Source organism: Streptomyces sp. NPDC046900, assembly GCF_040644975.1.
GTDB lineage: Bacteria > Actinomycetota > Actinomycetes > Streptomycetales > Streptomycetaceae > Streptomyces.
Genome location: NZ_JBEYXD010000025.1, coordinates 11,999 through 28,464, shown reverse-complemented (window position 1 = coordinate 28,464; position 16,466 = coordinate 11,999). Strand labels below are relative to the sequence as shown.

20 protein-coding genes and 1 pseudogene are annotated in these 16,466 nt (G+C 68.7%); 5 read left to right on the top strand and 16 right to left on the bottom strand.

What is annotated here, in order from left to right:
• Positions 1-84: 84 nt before the first annotated feature.
• Positions 85-846, top strand: coding sequence for a phosphoglyceromutase (locus ABZ904_RS23905; protein ID WP_361825399.1), 762 nt, complete (start codon positions 85-87; stop codon positions 844-846).
• A 210-nt stretch (positions 847-1,056) separates the two neighbouring features.
• On the opposite strand, the pseudogene ABZ904_RS23900 reads toward ABZ904_RS23905, so the two are convergent.
• Positions 1,057-1,500: pseudogene (locus tag ABZ904_RS23900) on the bottom strand (enoyl-CoA hydratase/isomerase family protein); the annotation flags it as partial.
• Between the two features lie 68 nt (positions 1,501-1,568).
• Between ABZ904_RS23900 and ABZ904_RS23895 the strand changes: the two are divergent.
• Positions 1,569-1,877, top strand: coding sequence for a hypothetical protein (locus tag ABZ904_RS23895; protein ID WP_361825397.1), 309 nt, complete (start codon positions 1,569-1,571; stop codon positions 1,875-1,877).
• A 54-nt stretch (positions 1,878-1,931) separates the two neighbouring features.
• Here ABZ904_RS23895 and ABZ904_RS23890 read toward each other — a convergent pair whose 3' ends face one another.
• The 9 genes from ABZ904_RS23890 to ABZ904_RS23850 form a co-directional block, all read right to left on the bottom strand.
• Positions 1,932-3,710 (bottom strand): acyl-CoA dehydrogenase, encoded by a 1,779-nt coding sequence (locus ABZ904_RS23890; RefSeq protein ID WP_361825445.1) that lies wholly within the window; start codon positions 3,708-3,710, stop codon positions 1,932-1,934.
• Positions 3,711-4,010: 300 nt separating this feature from the next.
• Positions 4,011-5,318 carry a cytochrome P450 gene (locus tag ABZ904_RS23885; RefSeq protein ID WP_361825395.1) on the bottom strand — a complete coding sequence of 436 codons (1,308 nt, stop codon included), beginning with the start codon at positions 5,316-5,318 and terminating at the stop codon, positions 4,011-4,013.
• 121 nt (positions 5,319-5,439) lie between these two features.
• The gene (locus ABZ904_RS23880; RefSeq protein WP_359405101.1) at positions 5,440-6,030 is read right to left on the bottom strand and encodes an ATP/GTP-binding protein; all 591 of its coding nucleotides are present in this window, start codon (positions 6,028-6,030) and stop codon (positions 5,440-5,442) included.
• Positions 6,005-6,379, bottom strand: coding sequence for a DUF742 domain-containing protein (locus ABZ904_RS23875; protein WP_359405098.1), 375 nt, complete (start codon positions 6,377-6,379; stop codon positions 6,005-6,007). The genes ABZ904_RS23880 and ABZ904_RS23875 overlap by 26 nt, the downstream gene beginning before the upstream one ends.
• The gene (locus ABZ904_RS23870; RefSeq protein WP_359405095.1) at positions 6,376-6,777 is read right to left on the bottom strand and encodes a roadblock/LC7 domain-containing protein; all 402 of its coding nucleotides are present in this window, start codon (positions 6,775-6,777) and stop codon (positions 6,376-6,378) included. Before ABZ904_RS23870 ends, ABZ904_RS23875 begins: the two co-directional genes overlap by 4 nt.
• Positions 6,774-7,964, bottom strand: coding sequence for an ATP-binding protein (locus ABZ904_RS23865; RefSeq protein WP_359405092.1), 1,191 nt, complete (start codon positions 7,962-7,964; stop codon positions 6,774-6,776). The genes ABZ904_RS23870 and ABZ904_RS23865 overlap by 4 nt, the downstream gene beginning before the upstream one ends.
• A gap of 421 nt (positions 7,965-8,385) precedes the next feature.
• Positions 8,386-8,625, bottom strand: coding sequence for a ribosomal protein L7/L12 (locus ABZ904_RS23860; protein ID WP_361825392.1), 240 nt, complete (start codon positions 8,623-8,625; stop codon positions 8,386-8,388).
• Entirely contained in the window at positions 8,592-8,750 is a 159-nt protein-coding gene (locus ABZ904_RS23855) for a hypothetical protein (protein WP_361825450.1), read from the bottom strand. The genes ABZ904_RS23860 and ABZ904_RS23855 overlap by 34 nt, the downstream gene beginning before the upstream one ends.
• A 131-nt stretch (positions 8,751-8,881) precedes the next feature.
• Positions 8,882-9,163 (bottom strand): hypothetical protein, encoded by a 282-nt coding sequence (locus tag ABZ904_RS23850; protein WP_361825390.1) that lies wholly within the window; start codon positions 9,161-9,163, stop codon positions 8,882-8,884.
• A 276-nt stretch (positions 9,164-9,439) separates the two neighbouring features.
• Between ABZ904_RS23850 and ABZ904_RS23845 the strand changes: the two genes are divergently transcribed.
• On the top strand, positions 9,440-9,973 hold the full coding sequence (locus tag ABZ904_RS23845; RefSeq protein WP_360992991.1) for an RICIN domain-containing protein: 534 nt from the start codon (positions 9,440-9,442) through the stop codon (positions 9,971-9,973).
• A 721-nt stretch (positions 9,974-10,694) separates the two neighbouring features.
• Here ABZ904_RS23845 and ABZ904_RS23840 read toward each other — a convergent pair.
• The 5 genes from ABZ904_RS23840 to phoU all read right to left on the bottom strand — a co-directional run bounded on the left by ABZ904_RS23840 (position 10,695) and on the right by phoU (position 13,887).
• Positions 10,695-11,579, bottom strand: coding sequence for a hypothetical protein (locus ABZ904_RS23840; protein WP_361825388.1), 885 nt, complete (start codon positions 11,577-11,579; stop codon positions 10,695-10,697).
• Between the two features lie 158 nt (positions 11,580-11,737).
• Positions 11,738-12,283, bottom strand: a complete 546-nt coding sequence (locus ABZ904_RS23835; protein ID WP_361825386.1) for an erythromycin esterase family protein — start codon at positions 12,281-12,283, stop codon at positions 11,738-11,740.
• A 169-nt stretch (positions 12,284-12,452) separates the two neighbouring features.
• Positions 12,453-12,704 carry an SCO4226 family nickel-binding protein gene (locus ABZ904_RS23830; RefSeq protein WP_359405077.1) on the bottom strand — a complete coding sequence of 84 codons (252 nt, stop codon included), beginning with the start codon at positions 12,702-12,704 and terminating at the stop codon, positions 12,453-12,455.
• A gap of 161 nt (positions 12,705-12,865) precedes the next feature.
• Positions 12,866-13,018, bottom strand: a complete 153-nt coding sequence (locus ABZ904_RS23825; protein WP_359405074.1) for a hypothetical protein — start codon at positions 13,016-13,018, stop codon at positions 12,866-12,868.
• 200 nt (positions 13,019-13,218) lie between these two features.
• The gene (phoU, locus tag ABZ904_RS23820) at positions 13,219-13,887 is read right to left on the bottom strand and encodes a phosphate signaling complex protein PhoU (protein ID WP_359405071.1); all 669 of its coding nucleotides are present in this window, start codon (positions 13,885-13,887) and stop codon (positions 13,219-13,221) included.
• A 241-nt stretch (positions 13,888-14,128) separates the two neighbouring features.
• Between phoU and ABZ904_RS23815 the strand changes: the two genes are divergently transcribed.
• Together ABZ904_RS23815 and ABZ904_RS23810 are read left to right on the top strand one after the other, a co-directional pair.
• A complete protein-coding gene (locus ABZ904_RS23815; protein ID WP_359405068.1) occupies positions 14,129-15,397 on the top strand; it encodes an ATP-binding protein in 1,269 nt (422 codons plus the stop codon).
• Positions 15,394-16,074 (top strand): response regulator transcription factor, encoded by a 681-nt coding sequence (locus ABZ904_RS23810; RefSeq protein WP_009340348.1) that lies wholly within the window; start codon positions 15,394-15,396, stop codon positions 16,072-16,074. The genes ABZ904_RS23815 and ABZ904_RS23810 overlap by 4 nt, the downstream gene beginning before the upstream one ends.
• Before the next feature lie 200 nt (positions 16,075-16,274).
• On the opposite strand, the gene ABZ904_RS23805 is transcribed toward ABZ904_RS23810, so the two are convergent.
• On the bottom strand, positions 16,275-16,466 hold a 192-nt coding region (locus ABZ904_RS23805; RefSeq protein ID WP_361825383.1), incomplete at its 5' end, for a hypothetical protein.

The following is a 16,466-nucleotide window of genomic DNA, read 5'->3' as shown; positions in this document are numbered from 1 at the left end:
CAACCGGTGGGCGTCCGAGGGGGTGGCGGTCCGCCAGACGGGCGCGGGCGCGAGTGCGCGGAGGCTTCGATTACGCTCGGGGCCATGGCCGACGCACCGTACAAGCTGATCCTCCTCCGCCACGGCGAGAGCGAGTGGAACGCGAAGAACCTGTTCACCGGCTGGGTGGACGTCAACCTGAACGAGAAGGGCGAGAAGGAGGCGGTCCGCGGCGGTGAGCTGCTCAAGGACGCCGGCCTGCTGCCCGACGTGGTCCACACCTCCGTCCAGAAGCGCGCGATCCGCACCGCGCAGCTCGCGCTGGAGGCGGCCGACCGGCACTGGATCCCGGTTCACCGCTCCTGGCGCCTGAACGAGCGGCACTACGGTGCCCTGCAGGGCAAGGACAAGGCGCAGACCCTCGAGGAGTTCGGCGAGGAGCAGTTCATGCTGTGGCGCCGCTCCTACGACGTCCCGCCGCCGCCGCTCGACGACGACTCGGAGTTCTCCCAGGCGAACGACCCGCGCTACGCGCTCCTGCCGCCGGAGCTGCGCCCGCGGACGGAGTGCCTGAAGGACGTCGTCGTCCGCATGCTGCCGTACTGGTACGACGGCATCGTCCCGGACCTCGCCTCGGGCCGCACGGTCCTGATCGCGGCCCACGGCAACAGCCTGCGCGCCCTCGTCAAGCACCTCGACGGCATCTCGGACGCGGACATCGCCGGCCTGAACATCCCGACGGGCATCCCGCTCTTCTACGAACTCGACGCCGACTTCAAGCCGGTCACCCCGGGCGGCCGGTACCTCGACCCGGAGGCAGCCGCGGCGGCCATCGAGGCGGTCAAGAATCAGGGCAAGAAGAAGTAAACGGTACCGATCAGGCCCCCTACCTGCGGGTTCTCCGCTGGTAGGGGGCCTGATGCTTCGGCACAAGCGCGTGTACCGAGAGGGACGCCTCCCGCCTGAGCAGGTGGCGTCCCTCATGAAGATCGGCTTGTTGGAGAGACTGACGAGTGAGAGGCGACGGGCTCGGATCAGGTGCCCGGTGCGCCGATGGACTTGCGCGCGACCGTACTCGGCTTCGGCGAGTACGGATGCCATCAGCTCGGCGTCGAGGCTGGATGCGTCGGCCAGGTGAGTGGCTGCGCCGTGGGCGTCGAGCAGGAGTTTGTTGATCCGAAGCGCGGAGGGGGAGCGGCGCAGGATGGGCTTTGGCCCAGGCTGTCACCGCGGCGTCGAGGTCGTGTTCGGGTACGACGTTCTGCAGGACGGAAAGGCTCAGGGCCTCGTGGGCGGTGAAGGCGCGGCTGGTGAGGATGAGCTCCCGGACGCGTGCGGCGCCGACTTCGTTGAGGAGGCGGGGGAGAAGGCCTCCCCAGGCGGTGGGGAGGCCGAGGGCGAGTTCGGGGAGCCGGAAGGTGGTGGTGTCAGCCCCGACGCGCAGATCGCCAGTGCGAGGCCGGCGCCGATGGCTTTGCCCTGGATGCGTGTGATGGTGACGGCAGGGCTGGTGGAGAGGGCAGCGCCTGACGCGGCTGTACGCCCTGGACGACGGGCAGCACGTCGGTCATCTTCAGGCCTGCTGCACGATGCTGCGGTGGGCACAGCTGGACGCGTGGGGCGATCCGCTGACCAGCGTGCTGGGAGAGATCAACAGCGGTGGCGACGTCGACCTTGTGGACCGCCTCCGCCGCGTTCTGCAGGTCTTCTGCCTGCCGTCTCCGCCGCAGTTGCTCCCCGGCATCCGCCGGGCAATGCTCGAGGGACCGGAGACGACTCTCACGCTCAATGCTGAGCAGGAGCGCGCGTATCGGGACCACTGCGAGAAGGTCGTCCAGATCCTCAGCGCCGGCGACAGGTTCACCTACGTCACGCACCGCGCCCTGTACGCCATGTGAAAGCCGGGCGCTGCCGCCTGGCTTGCAGCAGCGCCGGCAAAGAGTCCGCCCGAGCTAGGCGGGTGCCAGCTCGGCAGCGGGGGCCGGAGCGCGCAGCATCGGATGCTCGCCCATGAATCCGTCCAGGACAGCGAAGCCCTCGGTCAGCTGCAGGCTGTACGGCACGAGCGCCTCGATCGCGGCCTCTTCCACGTCCGGCAGCTGCTGCACGTGGTCGGCGGTGAGACGGCCGGCGGCAAGCAAGTCCCCGCTGTGGGCCTTCACCTGGCGCAACGCGAACAGGGCGTGCAGGTGCCCGAGAACCGCCCGGGTCTTCGGGCCGGACGCCCGTCCGGCGGCGTCCAGCAGGGCCTGCGCCGCAAGGCGGTACACGTGCGCTTCGACCAGGTTCAGCGCGGGCGTGACAGTCCCGTTCCAACGCGCGAGGGGATCGCCGCGGCGTCCTGTGCGCAGTCGGCTGCGGGCCCGGCCGTGCCAGATCCGTCCGACATCCGCCAGCAGGTCCTGGAGGTAGGCGGGGTCGTCCAGAGTGCGGCCGGTCGGCGGCAACTCGGACAGCGGTGCCGGGGTGAACCCGCCCAGAAGCATCTCGCCCGCGGCCTTGACCCAGATCACGCGGTTGTCGCCCTCCGCCGTGATCGTCCCCTCGTTCGCAGCCAGCTGGCCGGCGATGCCATTCGAGAGCAGCAGGCCCTGCGCGCCGCACCGCTCCCGGCACTCCGTCATCACAGCCCTCGCCTGCCAGGTGACCCACGCCTTGGCCACGGCCGCCAGGCGCTCGGTCTCCTCCTGCTCAGCCCCCGCCCCGCCTGTCCACTGCCTCACGACGTCGCGGTGCAACAACGTCGCGGCGTAGGTGGTGGCGACAGCCGCCAGAAGGGGAGCGTGGTGACTGCGGTGCTCGATCAGCGAGACCTTGCGACCCGTCGTCATCCCTGAGGTGAGCCGCCGGTGGGAGTGCTGCATCGCGACGGCCAGGGCGTGCCGGGTTACGCCGAGGCTGTACGCGGTCATGCAGAGCTTGCCCGCATGGACGCGGCGCACAGACTGCAGGAAACGCTTGCGCGGATTGCCCAGCGAGCTGGTGAACCTGCCGTCACGGGACAGGCGGCCGTGCTCGCCCTGCAACAGCGCTTCGAACGGCAGCCGCACCTGGTGGAAGTACGTGGCGCAGTGGTCGACAGGAGCGCTCGCCGTCTGCGGGAGGGGCCGTACCTCCACGCCCGGATAGTGGAGGCCCGTGCTGTCCGTCAGAGGAGCAAGGAAGAGGAACACACCGTGGTCGACGTCGTCCACCACCAGGCGCGCCGCCACGACGGCGTTCTTGGCCCCCCCGGTCGAGGACGTGTTCGGCATCCACTTGCAGGCACCAGGCGTCGGCGTGTGGAGGACGAAACCGCTCGTTGCACGGTCGAACGTCGCGGTTGTCTCCAGCGACGCGGCGTCGTTGCCGTGGTCCAGTTCGGTGCAGAGAAACGTGCCGATGCGGTCCATGCGGGCGTACGAGGACAGATCCCGCCCTTTGACGTCATGGTCCACCAGGCTGCCGATGTGGAGGTTCCAGTGGATGCTCGCGATGGTTGCCATGCCGGCGTCCACGACACCAGCCCATTCGTGCATCGCGGTGAGGGATTCGATGTCCGTGGCCAGGCCGACCGGGTCGGGCACAGTCTCGTTGATCAAGTTCAGTCGCTGGTAGGAGAGCGCCGTGCGCTCCTGTGGGCTCAGGCCCTCCTGGAAGGCGAACCGGGTTCCGTTGAACAGGCGCCTCCAGGGCTCGTGGATCTGCTCTGCGTGAGGCCCGAATAGGGTGCGGGCGAAATCCGCTGATATCCCCTGTATGTGGGGGAGTTGAGAAGCAGTCACGGCCTTGAACGGTAGCTTGAATTGATCACTCTTCACAGCGTGAGGATCACCACGATTGGCTGCGGCAGAGCGGTGGCAGATACCCCCGTCGCCGGGCAGCAACACCGCCCGCTCAGGCTGCGGTGGTAGTCCAGCACGCCCCGCCGCAACACGTGGCCGAAGCCTGCTGACCTCAGACGGCCGAGCTGGGCCTCGTCCAGGCCCGACTTCGTGGCCGTGGCGGTGAGGTGCCAGTCGTGTGCGGCGAGGCGGGTGCACTCGCCTGCGCTATACGCGGAAGATGTCGAGGAAGGTGCTCCAAAATCCCTTCTTCGCCGGTTTAGTCTCCTGCTGGACGAACGGGGCGGCGGGGACAAGGGTCGGTTCCGCCGTGGTCCGCGGAGCCTGTGCGGGGCTGTGGAGTGCGGCCACCCGGGTTCCTGGGGTCGGCGTGAACCGGACCGGCAACGTGGCCAGGGCCCGGTGGAAGGGGCCGGGTCGCCACTGCAGCTCTTCCGCCGGCACATCGAGGGCCAGGTCGGGCAGCGCGTTGAGGACAGCCTCGATCCCGGTCAGTGCGATCACCGTCGCCGGGCTCTTCGCCGGGCACGAGTGCGGGCCTGCGCCCCACGCGAGGTGAGCCCCCTTGCTGAGTGACTGGCGGGCTGCCCCGAGGGCCGGGTCGTTGTTCGCGCCCCCGAAGCTGATGACCAGGGGTGTGTTGGCCTCGACGCGGACGCCGCCGAGGTCGACGTCACGCACCGGGTAGTGCGTGGCGTAGTTGGCGATGGGCGGGTTGTGCCACAGGACGTGGTCGAGTGCCTCCTCGGGCAGCATGCCCGCGCCCCGGCTCGAGGGGCCGCGGGACAGCAGCAGGAGCAGGGCGTTGCCGATCAGGTTCCGCTCGGGTTCGATGCCAGCGCCCATGAGCACGACCAGTTGGTCCTTGAGTTCCTCGTCGGCCAGGCCGGCGGGATGCTGGATGAGCCAGGAGGTGACATCGTCGCCGGGGTCACGCCGCTTGAGCTTGATCAGTTCCATGAGGCAGGCCGTTATTTCATCACTGGCCTTCAGTGCGTCCCTGCCGTCGAACATGGCCGACATCGCGCTGGTGAGCCTGTCTCCGATTCCGGCAGGGCAGCCGAAGAGCCGGTTGAACAGCAGAAGCGGCAGCAGTTTGGCGTAGTCGTTGAGAAGGTCGGCGCGCCCGCGTTCGCTGAACTGGTCGATCAGGAAGGCAGCAATGGGTTCGACGTCTCGGCGGATCCGCCCGACGTTGAGCCGGGCGAGACTGTCCGTGACTGCCTTACGAAACCGCAGGTGAACGGCGCCGTCGGTGAACAAGGTGTTGGGACGGTACGCCATCATCGGCAGCACCGGGTTGTCCAATGCTATGAGGCCCTCGTTGAGGGCCTTCCAGCGTCGAGGGTCTCGGACGAAGTCCGTGGGGTTCTGCAGCACGCTCCGAGCTGCCTGGTAGTCGACGACAAGAGTGGCCTCGACGCCCGGGGCGAGCTCGACCGGAGCCGCGGGCCCGGCGGCACGCATCTTGTCGTAAGCGCCGTGCGGATCGGCGGCGAACTCCGCCGTGTGCATGGGGCACCGTGCGGGGGCGCCCGGCGCGACTGGTTGCTGAAAGTCCATGAGATCGGGTCCTTTGTGGTCCCGGCATCCTTGCGGTCCGGGCGGGTGGAAAGGCTGGGGGCGGCCAGGTGGATCAGGCCGTACGCGCAAGGAGATGCTGCACGAGAGTGATCAGCGCGTTGGCCGACGACTCACGGTGCCGGGCGTCGCAGTACGAGACGGGGGTGTCGGGGAGCAGGTCAAGCGCCTCGCGGATCTCGGCCTCGTCGTACTGGACGTCCGGCGTGAAGGAGTTGACCGCGATGGAGTACTCGAGGCCGTACTTCTCGACAAGCTCGATCACCGGGAAGGAGTCGGCCAGCCGCACGGGGTCGACAAGGATCACCGCCCCCAGCGCACCGCGGGCCATGTCCTCCCACAGCTGGATGAACCGCTGCTGACCGGGCGTCCCGAAGAGATACAGCACGACCTCGTTGCCGAGGGTGAGGCGTCCGAAGTCCAGGGCGACCGTGGTCGTCACCTTGTCGGGCGCACCGCGCAGGTCATCCACGTGGGCGGATGCCTGGGTCATCCGCTCCTCGGTGCGCAGCGGGGCGATCTCGGACAGCGAGCCGATGAACGTGGTCTTGCCCACGGCAAAGTGCCCCACCACGAGGATCTTGGCGGCGGTCGTCACCGCGCCCGAGACGTACCGGGGCTCAGGCATAGAGGGCTTGGAGTCCATGCAACACCTTCTCGATCACGGCTCTCTCTTCAGTCTTGGCACGGGGTGGCGCAGAACGACGCAGCAGGTGACCTTGCTCCGCTAAATCCGTCAGGAGCAGACGGGCGACACCCACCGGCAGCCCCAGGTGCGCAGCCACTTCCGCCACGGCCAGGTAGCCCCCCGAGCACAGCTCCCAGATGGCGCGTGCTTCCGGGCTGGCGCCCAAGGGCAGTTGCCGATCAGGCGCCAGCGTGACAAGCGTGTGCAGCGAAAGATCATCGGCCGAAGGCAGGCGCCGACCACCCGTGATGACGTAGGAACGGACGAGTTCGCTGGAGACCGGAGCATCCTCGCCGTGCTCGCTCATGCCTCAGCACCAGCGCTCTGACGCGGTTCGGTACTCAACGCTTGTCCGAGAGCCGCTACCTGCTGCTGCATCCGGATCGACATGACCTCCATGTCGACGTCCAAGTCCGCGGAGACTGCCATGTAGGCCCCGCTGCCTGCTGCAATCAGGAAGATCCAGCCGCCGTCGTACTCCATCAAAGTCTGCTTCCAGACCCCCTTGCCGGCTCCTACGAAGCCGGCGACAGCGCGGCTGAGCGACTGCATCGAACTCATCGCGGCGGCGTTGGTCTCCGCCTCATCCCGGGGGATCTCGCTGGAGCGTTCCAGGAGCAGGCCGTCAGCGGAGACAAGAATCGCATGGCGGGCACCACGCACGGTCAGTACGTCATTCAGCACCCACGACAGATCGTGCTTCACTGGTCTTGAGTTCCTTCCGTGATGGTCATGTCCCGCCCGCGGACGGTCCCGCGTGCAAAGGCGCCAAGGCGCGCCGCGGTCACCTCACTGTCGTGCTCCAGTTCCGGCTCGTCTGCCGTCGATGCGGCCGGCGGCACCACTGCGACCGCCCGTTGACGCTTGGGCAGACCGCCCGCCGTCCTCCCGACGATCGCCACCGGGGCCGTGACGGGGCCGCCACGCGGTGAAGGCTCTGCTATTTCGGCGGACGGGGTGGTTTCGGCTTCAGGTTCGGGGACATCGTGGGTCAAGAGACTCTCCGGCAGGAGGATGACCGCGCGGACGCCGCCGTACGGCGAAACGGAATCGACGGAGACCTTGAAGCCATACCGGGCAGCGAGTACACCGCTGACAGCGAAACCGACGCGCGGCGGGCTACCGAGGCTGGTGATGGAGACGGGGCCCTGCGTGTTGAGCAGTGCGGCAGCGCGCTCCTTCTCTTCCTGGGCGATGCCGAGACCGGCGTCGTCGATGATCAGACACACACCCGTCGGCACAGCCTGGATGTTGATCTCGACGGGCGTGCCGGGCGCCGAGTAGTTGGTGGCGTTGTCGAGGAGCTCGGCCAGGACGACCGCGACCGGCTCCACGGCGGTGCTGGAAACGGCGACGTTGACCTGACTGTGGATCCGCACTCGGTCGAAATGCTTGATGCGCCCCTGGGCGCTGCGCGCCACGTCAAGGACGGGAGCCGCGCTCTCGCGGCGCCCGAGCCAGCCGCCGCACAGGGCCGCGATGCCCTGGGCTCGTCGGCCGAACTGGCTGTTGGTGTGGTCGATCGTCATGAAGTCGGCGAGGATCTCGGGATCGTTGCCGTACTTCAGCCGGGCCAGATCGCTGATGGAGCGCTGCTGTTCATCGGCGAGGACCTGGATGTCGCGCATCCACGCCCGGAGGACGGCCTTCGTCTCCTCCTCGGCGTCACTGCGGACCTGCGCCAGGGAGCGCTCTTGCTCGGTATGAAGGGCAGTGTTCGCGTGGTGCAGCCTCTGGAGCTCTGAGCCGAGTCTGCTCGCGTTCGTATGAAGATCCGTGCTCTGCTTCCGGAGAGCCATGTTGGTTCTCCGGGCGAGCATCACTGCGGTGACCGCAGCGATCAGCACTGCTAGCAAGATCCACAGCAGTGGATCCTTCATCAATGACGTCATGAAACTCTCTTCAAGTCGCATCGCGGGGGTATGTGCGGGCCGCGCGGAGGTGGCCGAAGTCGCGGGCCTCGCACCGCGCTGCGGGCTCATTCGCGGACCAACGGCTACTCCTTCGCGCTGGGCAAGGACTATCCCCCGTGACGCGTGCATGACGCGGCGTCAGCGTACCGAAAGCCCGATGATCTTATCAGTGAGGTGTGTGTAAACCCCGTTCCGCTGCGCCTACTTGACACCATGGTGAACAGGGGTATGACGCAGCCAGACGGAGACCTGTGAGTGTGGTGACACACCCATCGGGCCGCTCGGAGAGCAGAGCTACCTGGAGGGCGAGCGGCGCCGATAGCCTGCCGGGGTGACCCGGCCGACGGCCTGGTTTCTGCCGCGCGGCCTGGCCCGGAGGGCGTCACACGGCGAACGCCACTTAGGTGCCGAGGGTGAGGGTCTCCGCCTGTGCTCCCACACCGCGGAGGGCTGCGACGGCTGCCGCGGCGTCTTCCTGGGGCACGCCCTCGAGAATCACGGCGGGAACCTGTGTTGCCAGAACCCTGCTGCGCCAGAGGCTCAGCCCCGTCAGACGGCGCACGACCTGAGCGACATCCAGCACGCGGACGCCCGGATCAGTGAGCACTACGTCGTGCGGTACGTCGTCGCACACCAGCAAGTAGTACTCGTCGGCGTGGGTTCCGGCAGGACGCCGATGACCCAGGGTGTTTCGGCGTAGGAGCCGGCGACCGGCGACTGCAGGGCGTCGGCGTGGATCACCGTCCACGCGACCTGGCCGCCCACGGCCCCAGAGGGGTCCTGAACACCTTGCTGGTACTGCCGCGGCCCTCGCACAGCGCCGTGTCTTGTTCGATGCGGCTGCCCGCCCCGGACACCGGAGGCTCCGGGGCGGGCAGCCCATGGGTGAGCGGGGATCAGCCGACCGACGCCGGCTTGGTCACCGTCAGGGTGATCGAGCCGGTGTGACCGCCGGACTTCACGGAGACCTCCACCGTGCCCGGGCCATGGGCCCAGACCTCAACGGTGGCCGCGTCGACGGCTGATTCGCCGTGCTCGCGCGCGGCGGCATGCTCGCGGTCCTTGCCCGGATCCCGGGCCACCTCGGTGACGGTCTTCCCGGAGGAGCGCTCGAGCGTGACCGCGTCCCATTCGAATTGCTCCGTGTACCGCTTGCCGTGGTTTCTCTTGCTTCCCACCGAGCGCTATTTCCTCTGAAACCACAGTCCCAGACTCCCGGTGTCCACGATCAAAGGGAAGACCACCCCAGCGCGCTGAACGATCATTTCGAAATCAAGCCGATGGGCCGGGACTCATGTGGCCTGAACCACCCCTTGCTGCCCAGGATTTGACTATTTCTCTGCGCCGAGTTCCTTGTGACTCCCGTCGTGTCCATGCCAGAGTGTGTGTCCAATGGGACGTAATCGACAACCGGGGGTTCAGTGAAGAATCGTCTGCTGCGTCCGCGTCGAAGAGTGACCGTACTCTTGGCCGGCTTCCTCATGGTGTTCGGCATCTTTGCCGCAGCTCCTGCCGCGCAGGCCGCGACATACGGCCCGTACGTATGGGCCAACCTGCACGCGAGTGAGATAGCCGACCATCAACTCCTCGACGTCGCCTACCCGTATACCGGGGACGGCACGACCATCCATCTCTGGCACGACAATGGTCCGACCCAGAACCAGCGCTGGTATTTCGACAAGGTGGCGGACCACGTCTACAAGTTCCGCAATGTGCAGAGCAACAGCTGCATGGACATCCAGGGCCCCTGGACGAACGACGGCACCATCGTGCATCAGTGGCACTGCTATGCCACGACCAGCCAGGAGTGGCGGCAGGTCTTCGTGAAGAACTACTGCAACGCAGATCATTCGATCTGCGCGCCGCAATACGCATTCGTCAACGTCTACGCCAACAAATGCCTGGACGCCAAGGATGCCGGCTGGCAAGACGGCACCCAAGTCCAGATCTGGTCCTGCTCGTACGCGGACAACCAGCTCTGGTACTGAGCCGGTCGATCCATGGGGTTCGCCCGGCGGGCTGTCGCCGGGCGAACCTGATCCGACAGCGGGCGTCGGGCCACGGCTGACTGGACCAGCGGCTACCGCGGTCCGGCTTCGAGGTCTTCCCGAAGAGGAGCAGCGCCCAGCTCAATCCTGTCGCGGACATGCAGCACTGCGCCCCTCCGGCCTGTAGGCGGAGGGGCGCAGTGCTACGACTTCACCACCGGACACAGCGTGGCCAACCGCGCGCCGGTGGGTGCGGCCCGGTGGGACTCCGCGCGCCCGGCCACTGTGGCACCAGTCGGTGCTGAACCAGTCGGCGGTGGGCCTCCAGCGGCGGGGCCGCCTTGACCAGCCGTTCGAGGCTGTGGTCGAAGCGGGCAGCGGACGGGCCGAGATCCGCGGTGCCGGTGCGGGCGCCGCCGAGCACGTCCCGCAAGGCGAGGAGTGCGTCGGCGGCCCGGCGGCGTACGACATCAGTGGAGCGGATGGGCAGGACGAACCCCCGCTGATTCCGCGAGCGGTTCGGACTGCGGGCCGACGCCACCGCCGTTGCCGCTGCCCAGTTCCGCGAGGGACCTCCGGGTGGACGCTGCGGATCGATCCGTCGGTCTGCGTACCCGCACAGGCTCGGCCACCTCACCGCCGGCGGTCGGAACGAACGGCAGCGCCCGTCCAACCGCCGAGCCGGCGAAGCAATGCGGCCACAGCACTGGCTTTGGCCCGGTCAGTTCACGTGCCGCACCGGCCGACCCGTGAACGCGTCCAGGAGCACACGGTCGTCGAGCGGCCGGTCCAGCTTCACCGTCACCTTCTCGCGAAGCATCTGGCGGGTGCAGGGACCGTCCTTGGCCCCGACGATGGACGCGGACAGCACCACGCTCCCGCCCGTCTCCAGTACGTCCACGACAGGACCGTCGTCGCAGGCCCCGTGACCGGCCATCACCGTGACGGACCGGCTGTCCCCCGCCGTCTCGACCAGTCCCTGAAGGGGCCACAATGTGGCGCTGGTCCCCTCCGCGACCGGCGCGACCGGCGGCGTGGGAGCCTTCGAGGGACGCAGGGCGGCCCGCTTGAGCGGAGTGTCGTAGCCGTCCAGGGTGAAAAGCCAGGCCGGGACGGTCGCCGGGCCGCGGCTGGTGGCCAGGGTCATCTCACCGAGCTTCGCCCCGGTCACGGTCAGGTGCGGTCCGTCGTGGCCGCCGCGGGCCACTGTCTCGTACGCCTGCCGCGCCTCCATCAGCGGCAGCGTGAGCGAGGCGCCGCTCTCCCACTTCACCTGGCCGTTCTTCCGCGGAGCGGCGGGGAGTTCGCCGCGCAGGACGAAGTTCTGGGCCTCGTAGGCCTGCTTGTCGTCTCCGTCATGGAAGGCGTGCTCGGGCAGCTGGACCGTCTCGTCCATCGGGTAGTAACCCTTCCGCCATGCCCGGGCGGCCTCGGAGCCGTCCCAGGCGTCGGCGACCTGGCGAGCGCGGGCCTTCGCCACCGGGTCGGGGGTGTGGGACCGAGTACCACGACCGCCTTCCTGTTCACTGTCGCAGCCGGTGACGGCCCCGCCCACTGCGGCGAACAGGGTGAGGACGAGGAGCAGTTGGGCGGTGCGTGCGGGCATGGGTCCCCCAGGGTCCGACGGTGACGAGCAGAGGCGTCGCGGTGTGGGTTCGCGGCAGTACCGCTCCTATGACGCACCGGGACCGGGTTGCGTTCGGCGCGCCCCAGTGGTCGACGCGGGTCTGCTCCTCGGCCCTTTGGCGGGCCGGTCGCGCCCGCTCAGAACGTGACCGTGCGGTCCCTGGTCGCCGTCGGGGTCGAGATGACCGCGTCGAATGCTTCGCCAAGCGGGGTGTGCATGGCGGCGCTCTGGGTGCGGATGCTGGTCAGCAGCTCACCGCCGTCAGGACCGGTGGGCGCGTGGCGCAGGTCGGTGAGCGTGGCCCTCTCGCGCAGGCCGGCCTCGATCAGAGCGGCCTCGAGACTGCCGGGCTGCGGGTCGGGCAGAGCCACGTCGCCGAGGGTGAACCCCACGGGCACGGTGGCGTCCGGGCGCATCTCGGGAACATGGCCGTCGGTGTGCGTGACGCCGATCGCCACGTAGTTCTCGCCGAGCGATCGTGCCAGGTGCTGTCCCACCGGCAACGCGGTGGTCGCTCCGCCGAAGACGTTCGGGGTCTTCTGGATGTGGTTGTTGTGCGCCGCGAGCACGAACCGGGCGCCGGGCTGGGCGTGTTCCACATGCCAGCACAGCGTCTCGGCCATGTAGAGGTCCCGTACCGACAGGTCGGCGGTGATGCCCGTGCCCGAGTACAGGTCGTTCATGGAATCATCCGCTCCCTGCACCGCAGTTACGTCGACGGCGACTCTGCTGATCCGCCGACCCGGCCTCATGCGACCCACGACCGAGGAAGGCAGCAGCCGACGACGGCCGATGACAGCCGTTCAGGGAGAAACGGACCGTGTGGCGGTGTGCGTCCGGGCCGTCGGAGGGTCACCAGATGGACAGCGGGACCGGGTGGACCTCGTCGGGCTTGTGGCCTGCGCGTTCGTGGACGCGGCGGACCGCATCGGCCGAGGGGGCGTCGGAGAGGCAGTACATCGTTCCGGACTCCGGGTCCGCCCAGGCCCTCTCGAAGTGCACTCCCTCTTCTTTCTCTATCGCGAGGTCGGCCTTGTGCGCCTGCTTCAGCTGGTCGTCCGTGATGCCCTTCATACCGTGGTGGACGTCCATGAACTGGGTCATGGCCTCGCACCTCCTTCCGGGTGCGCTCGCCTGCTCTCCCTCCATGCTGCTCCGGCCCGACCGCGGCTGCTACGGACGCGGAGGGCCCCGGCCGCGTGCCGGGGCCCTTCGTGGTCACTCTTTGTGCGAGAGCGCAGCGAGATCGTCCGCTTCGTACGGCGTCAGCCGCACTGGCACGGCGCGCCCGACTGGCATCCGCACCCGCAGCCGGAGCCGCAGCCGCACGCGCCGACCAGCGGGAGGCTCTTGATCTCGATGGGCTGTTGGGTCTCGCGCTCCTGCGTGGGGTCGGGCGTGCTGGGGGTCTCCGCCATGGGTCCCTCCTCGAGACTGGTGCCTGTTCCCATTTGATGCCCCTGCGGACAGGCGCATCAACGGCGCACAGATGCTCGCGCACGACCGGCCGGGCTCCTTCAAGCCCCGGGGGCGGATACCGGTTCCGGCGACGGACGTCTCGCCGGAACCGGGGAAACCATCCGTCCGTCAGGCCGGGGCCAGGCGCCCACGACGCCCGTTACGGCTGGATGTCCGGCTGGAGATCGTCCGCGTGCTCACCCGTCACCAGGAAGACCACACGCTTCGCGACCGCGACCGCGTGGTCGGCGTAGCGCTCGTAGTAGCGGCCCAGCAGGGTGACGTCCACGGCCGTCTCTATGCCGTGGCTCCAGCGCTCGTCGATCAGGTGCTGGAAGAGCGTGCGGTGCAGCTGGTCCATCTCGTCGTCGTCCTGCTCGAGCTGCATCGCCAGGTCGACGTCCTTGCTGACGATGACCTCCGCGGCCTTCGCCATCAGACGCTGCGCGAGCTGCCCCATCTCCAGGATGGTGGCGTCCAGGTCGTGCGGTACGGCGCGCTCGGGGAAGCGTAGCCGGGCCAGCTTGGCGACGTGCTGGGCCAGGTCGCCCGAGCGCTCGAGGTCCGCGCTCATCCGCAGCGACGTGACGACGATGCGAAGGTCCGTCGCCACCGGCTGCTGGCGGGCGAGGAGTGCTATCGCGCGCGCCTCCAGGTCGTGCTGGAGTTCGTCGACCTTCTTGTCGCCCTCGATGACGGCTTCGGCCAGCTTCAGGTCGGCGTCGAGGATCGCCGTCGTGGCGCGCCCGATCGCCGACCCGACGAGCCGGGCCATTTCGACCAGCCCCTCACCGATCGAGTCAAGTTCCTCGTGGTACGCGTCCCGCATCAGGATGTCCCTCTCTCACGTCTGCTTCGGGGGCCGGGGGGCCGGGGCCGACGTCACCATGGCGAACACGGCGTACACGGCACCCTGGGCACCCACGGTGCCACGTTCCGGTCCCTACGCGACCGTTTCCGGCACCCCAAATGAACCGATACTGGCTCCAAGGTGAACTCTGGGCGACGAGTGGTCGAGGTCGCACTCTGATGGCTGTGGACTCGCGTATCGGCATGCCTAACCTGGACGCATGGACGTGAACGCGGCGGTCGCCGCAGCGGCTGCGATCGCCGGAGTGCTCACCGGCGTCATCGCCATGCTGGCGTTCCGCTGGAGCGAGCGCGACCAGAAGCGGCCCACGCGCACTTCCCTGCACACGGACCCGGTGCTTCCGCCCGGCGTGGACACGGTGCTGTCCGTGCTGCGGTCCTCGGCCGTCGTCCTGGACGAGGCCGACGCCGTTGTGAAGGCAAGTTCGGCAGCTTACGCCCTCGGACTCGTGCGCGGCGGCAAACTCGCCGTCGAGCCCATGCTCCAGATGGCACGTGACACCCGGCGCGACGGCGAGATACGACAGGTCGAGCTGGACCTGCCGCGGCGCGGCACCGGACGGGGTGAAGCCCTCGCCGTGTCCGCGCGCGTGGCGCCCCTCGGCTCCCGGCTGGTACTGCTGCTCGTCGAGGACCTCACGGAGGCCCGCAGGATAGAGGCGGTGCGCCGCGACTTCGTGGCCAACGTCAGTCATGAGCTGAAGACTCCTGTGGGTGCCCTGTCGCTGCTCTCCGAGGCAGTGATGGACGCCTCCGACGACCCCGAGGCCGTGGAGCGCTTCGCGGGCCGGATGCAGATCGAGGCGACCCGGCTGACCAACCTGGTGCAGGAGCTGATCGATCTGTCGCGGGTGCAGAACGACGACCCTCTCGAGGACGCCGAACCCGTACGTGTCGACGAACTGGTCGCCGAGGCGATCGACCGCTGCCGGCACCAGGCCGGCACCAAGCAGATCACCATGGCGGCCGGCGGCACCGCCGACCTGCATGTGTGGGGCAACCGCGGCCAGCTGGCCGCCGCCCTCGGCAATCTCGTCGAGAACGCCGTCAATTACTCGCCGGCCCGCACCCGGGTCGGCATCGCCGCCCGGCGGGTGTCCGCGCACGGCGGGGATCTGATCGAGGTCGCCGTGACCGACCAGGGCATCGGCATCTCGGACAAGGACAAGGAGCGCATCTTCGAGCGCTTCTACCGCGTCGACCCGGCCCGCTCCCGTGCCACGGGCGGTACGGGCCTGGGCCTCGCTATCGTCAAGCATGTGGCCGCCTCGCACGGCGGGGAGGTCACGGTGTGGAGTTCCGAGGGTCAGGGCTCCACGTTCACCCTTCGGCTGCCGGAGGCGGGTGCGGCCCGCGACCGCGCGACCGACCACCCGTCCGACCTCGATGACGAGGCCGGCCGCTCTGACGGGACGACCACCGTCTCATCCCCGTACGAACCGCTTCCCGCCCCGGAGGTCCTTCCGTGACCCGAGTGCTCGTCGTCGAGGACGAGGAGTCCTTCAGTGACGCCCTGTCCTACATGCTCCGCAAGGAGGGCTTCGAAGTCGCCATCGCGACCACGGGGCCCGACGGTCTCGACGAGTTCGAGCGCAACGGCGCCGATCTCGTCCTTCTCGACCTGATGCTGCCCGGCCTGCCGGGCACCGAGGTCTGCCGGCAGCTGCGCGGCCGGTCCAATGTCCCGGTGATCATGGTGACCGCCAAGGACAGCGAGATCGACAAGGTTGTCGGGCTGGAAATAGGGGCCGACGACTACGTCACCAAGCCGTTCTCCTCGCGCGAGCTCGTCGCTCGCATCCGTGCCGTCCTGCGCCGGCGCGGTGAGCCGGAGGAGGTGACACCGGCCGCCCTGGAGGCGGGTCCGGTGCGCATGGACGTCGACCGCCACGTGGTCACGGTGTCCGGCTCGAAGGTCGACCTGCCGCTGAAGGAGTTCGACCTGCTGGAGATGCTGCTGCGCAACGCGGGCCGTGTGCTGACCCGTATGCAGCTCATCGACCGCGTCTGGGGCGCCGACTACGTGGGCGACACCAAGACCCTCGACGTCCACGTAAAGCGCCTGCGGGCCAAGATCGAGCCCGACCCGGGTGCTCCGCGCTACCTGGTGACGGTCCGCGGCCTCGGCTACAAGTTCGAGCCGTAAACCGAGGGCGAGCCGTAGGCGGCGGCGCGCAGGGGCCCCACAGGGCGCATGCGCGCCGGACTGCGCACAGGCGGCCGAGTGCGGCACACACGCGCAGGCGGCCGATCGGCGCACAGATCCGCACAGGCGGAAGGCGGCGTACGTGCCGTGAACGCGCGCGAGGGAGTGCCCGGGCCTCCACGCGCGCGTACGGCACGAACTCAAGGGCGGCACCCCGCGAGGGGTACCGCCCTTCGCGCGTACCAGGGGGCGCTCCCTGCCGGGCGCTGGGCGCGGGTGATCCGTACCGGAGCCGGGGTGCGCGGACTGACATGCCCGTAGGGCACCGAGTCCTCACGGTCTCTGATCGGCTTGTCGCAGGCCAGGCACATCTCCACGCCGGTCAGCGCCTC